This window comes from Mycobacterium colombiense (assembly GCF_003284935.1).
Taxonomy (GTDB): domain Bacteria; phylum Actinomycetota; class Actinomycetes; order Mycobacteriales; family Mycobacteriaceae; genus Mycobacterium; species Mycobacterium arosiense_A.
Genome location: NZ_QMEV01000135.1, coordinates 1 through 3,843, shown reverse-complemented (window position 1 = coordinate 3,843; position 3,843 = coordinate 1). Strand labels below are relative to the sequence as shown.

Here is a 3,843-nt window from a genome sequence, read left to right as displayed (position 1 = left end):
TCCCCGCGGGCCCGCCGATCGCAGTCGGCGCGCCCGACCCGCGGTCCCCGCAAGGACTTGGCGGGCAAGGCCGTACGGCAACCCAAGCGTCGCCTGAAGGCGCAGCAGGCCGACCTCGGCCGCGACGTTCGGGAGCCGAAGCGATTCCGGAAAGCCAAGCAGGCCAAGGGCACCGGGGCCGCGCAGCGTCCGGAGGCGGGAGCGGGGCACTCTGCGCGGGAGCGTCGCACCCGCCAGATCGTCCAATTGACCAGCCGCGGTGGGTCATTCGTCTTCCGGCATCGGGCCGGCAACGTGGTCATCCTGGTGCTGATGCTGGTGGCCGCGGCCCAGCTGTTCGTCTTGCAGGTGACCAACGCCCCGTCGCTGCGGGCCCAGGCCGCCGGCCAGCTCAAGGTCACCGATGTGGAAAAAGCCGTGCGCGGCAGCATCATCGACCGTCGCAAAGACCAGCTCGCCTTCACCATCGAGTCGCGCGCGCTGACGTTTCAGCCGAAACGCATTCGCAAGCAACTCGAGGAAGCCAAAGCCAAGAACTCAACGGCGCCCGACCCGCAGCAGCGGTTGCGCGACATCGCCAAGGAGGTCTCCAGCCGCCTGGGCAACAAGCCGGACTCGGCGACCGTCCTGAAGAAGCTGCAGACCGACGAGAACTTCGTCTATCTGGCGCGCGCCGTCGATCCCGCCGTCGCCACCGCGATCTCGGACAAGTACCCCGAGGTCGGTTCCGAACGCCAGGATCTGCGCCAGTATCCGGGCGGGTCGCTGGCGGCCAACATCGTCGGCGGCATCGACTGGGACGGTCACGGACTGCTGGGGCTGGAAGAGGCCATGGATTCGGTGCTGTCGGGCACCGACGGCGCGGTCACATACGACCGCGGATCCGACGGCGTGGTCATTCCCGGCAGTTACCGCAACCGGCATCGGGCGGTCAACGGCTCGATGGTCCAGCTGACCCTCGACGACGACATCCAGTTCTACGTGCAGCAGCAGGTTCAGCAGGCCAAGAACGTCTCTGGCGCGCACAATGTTTCGGCCGTCGTGCTGGACGCCAAGACCGGCGAAGTGCTGGCCATGGCCAACGACAACACGTTCGACCCCTCCCAGGACATCGGGCGACAGGGCGACAAGCAGCTGGGCAACCTCGCGGTGTCCTCGCCGTTCGAGCCCGGCTCGGTGAACAAGGTGATCACCGCGTCGTCGGTCATCGAATACGGCCTGTCCAATCCCGATGAGGTGCTGCAGGTCCCGGGCACGATCCAGATGGGCGGGGTGTCCATCCACGACGCGTGGGATCACGGCGTGATGCCCTACACCACCACCGGCGTGTTCGGAAAGTCCTCCAACGTCGGCACTTTGATGCTCGCGCAGCGCGTCGGCCCGGAGCGCTTCTACGACATGGTCCGCAAATTCGGTCTGGGTCAACGCACCAACGTAGGCCTCCCGGGCGAGAGCGCCGGGCTGGTGCCACCGATCGACCAGTGGTCGGGCAGCACCTTCTCGAACCTGCCCATCGGCCAAGGTCTTTCGATGACCCTGCTGCAGATGACCGGCATGTACCAGGCGATTGCCAACGACGGGCTGCGGATACCGCCGCGGATCATCAAGGCCACCATCGCACCCGACGGCACGCGCACCGAGGAGCCGCGTCCGGACGGCGTGCGGGTGGTCTCGCCGCAGACGGCGCAGACCGTGCGCAACATGCTGCGCGCCGTGGTGCAAAAGGACCCGATGGGCTACCAGCAGGGCACCGGTTCCGCCGGCGCGGTGACGGGCTACCAGATGGCCGGCAAGACCGGTACCGCACAGCAGATCAACCCCGCCTGCGGCTGCTACTTCGACAACGTCTACTGGATCACGTTCGCCGGAATGGCCACCGTCGATAACCCCCGGTACGTCGTCGGCATCATGATGGACAACCCGGAGCGCAACGCCGACGGGACGCCGGGCCACTCGGCGGCCCCGCTGTTCCACAACATCGCCGGCTGGCTCATGCAGCGCGAGAACGTGCCGCTGTCGCCGGACCCCGGGCCCCCGCTGACGCTGCAGGCCACCTGACCCGGGCCTGACCTTCCGTCAAGCCAGGCCTTCCGTCGACGCGCTGATCGCCTCATGGCCGGTTGCGGCTAGGTAGGGTGTCATGGCCGATCATGAGGATCACGCGGCGTCGGAGGGAGGTGTGGCTGTGCCGGTGCCCACGGGGTTACGCCCGAGCGCCGCCGCGGGTGTGCGCCTGCCCGCGCTCGCCGAGCAGGTGGGGGCCGTCCTGGCCGGCGGCGCCGTCGTGCCCGACGTGACCATCACCGGCGTGACGCTGCGGGCCCAGGACGTGCTGCCCGGCGACCTGTTCGCCGCGCTGCCCGGTCGGACGACGCACGGGGCCCGCTATGCCGCCGAGGCCATCGACCGCGGCGCGGTCGCGGTGCTCACCGATACCGCCGGGGTCGCCGAGATGAGCGCGGCCGGCGCCCCGCCCGTGCCGACGCTGGTGCATCCCGACCCCCGCGGCGTGCTCGGCGGCCTGGCCGCCACCGTGTACGGAAACCCGTCCGATCGGCTGGCCGTCATCGGCATCACGGGCACCTCCGGCAAGACCACCACCACCTACATGGTCGAATCCGGTCTACGGGCCGCCGGCCGTCGGTGCGGGCTGATCGGCACCATCGGCATCCGCGTCGACGGCGCCGACATCCCCAGCGCGCTGACCACCCCGGAAGCCCCCGCGCTGCAGGCGATGCTGGCGGCGATGGCCGAACAGGGCGTCGACACCGTCGTCATGGAGGTCTCCAGCCACGCGCTCACCTTGGGCCGGGTCGACGGAACCCGTTTCGCGGTAGGGGGATTCACCAACCTGTCCCGCGACCACCTCGACTTTCACCCCACCATGGCCGACTATTTCGAAGCCAAAGCGCTGCTGTTCGACCCGAATTCGCCGCTGCATGCGACAAAGGCCGTGATATGCATCGACGACGACGCCGGGCGCGAGATGGCGGGGCGCGCAACGGATCCGGTCACCGTCAGCGCCGAGGGCCGGCCCGCGCAGTGGCGCGCCGTCGACGTGGCCCCGATGGGCGCCGGGGGACAACAGTTCACCGTCATCGACCCGGCCGGCGTCAAGCACGACGTCGGGGTCCCGCTACCCGGGCGCTACAACGTCGCCAATTGCCTTGTCGCACTGGCACTTCTGGATACCGTGGGGGTGTCGCCCGAGGAGGCGGCGCCGGGACTGCGGCAGACCCGCGTACCGGGACGCATGGAACAGATCGATGCCGGGCAGGATTTCCTGGCTCTCGTCGACTACGCCCACAAGCCGGGCGCCCTGCGTGCGGTGCTCACCACGCTGGCGCGTCCGGGTCGCCGGGTGGCGGTGGTGTTCGGCGCGGGCGGCGAGCGCGACCCGGGCAAGCGGGCGCCGATGGGCGCCGTCGCCGCCGAACTCGCCGACCTGGTCGTCGTCACCGACGACAACCCTCGCAGCGAGGACCCCGCGGCCATCCGGCGCGAAATCCTGGCCGGTGCAACCGAAAGTGGTTGCGCGGCAGAGGTTGTCGAGATCCCCGACCGGGCCGACGCGATCCGGCACGCCGTCGCGTGGGCGCGTGCCGGCGACGTGGTGCTGATCGCCGGCAAGGGCCACGAAACCGGGCAGCGCACCGGGGACGTGGTCCGCCCCTTCGACGACCGCATCGAGTTGGCGCGGGCGTTGGAGGATCGCGCATGATCGACCTGACCGTCGCGCAGATCGCCGACATCGTGGGCGGCACGTTGTCCGACATCTCGCCGCAGGACGCCGCGCGCCGGCACGTCACCGGTACCGTCGAATTCGACTCGCGCGCCGTGGGT

General features: G+C 69.7%; 3 protein-coding genes. All 3 read left to right on the top strand.

Annotated elements, in window-relative coordinates; all coding sequences use genetic code 11:
• Nucleotides 1-2,058: peptidoglycan D,D-transpeptidase FtsI family protein (locus tag DQP57_RS26285; RefSeq protein ID WP_240631898.1), on the top strand; the 2,058-nt coding region annotated here is incomplete at its 5' end.
• 82 nt (nt 2,059-2,140) lie between these two features.
• Entirely contained in the window at nt 2,141-3,721 is a 1,581-nt protein-coding gene (locus DQP57_RS26280; RefSeq protein ID WP_112635823.1) for a UDP-N-acetylmuramoyl-L-alanyl-D-glutamate--2,6-diaminopimelate ligase, read from the top strand.
• Nucleotides 3,718-3,843, top strand: a 126-nt coding sequence (locus DQP57_RS27380; RefSeq protein WP_240631899.1) for a hypothetical protein, incomplete at its 3' end; no start/stop codon positions are given. The genes DQP57_RS26280 and DQP57_RS27380, both read left to right, overlap by 4 nt.

Excerpts from the sequence above, each read along its gene's own strand:
- DQP57_RS26280 (WP_112635823.1), top strand. The coding sequence starts at position 2,141 with ATGGCCGATCATGAGGATCACGCGGCGTCGGAGGGAGGTGTGGCTGTG.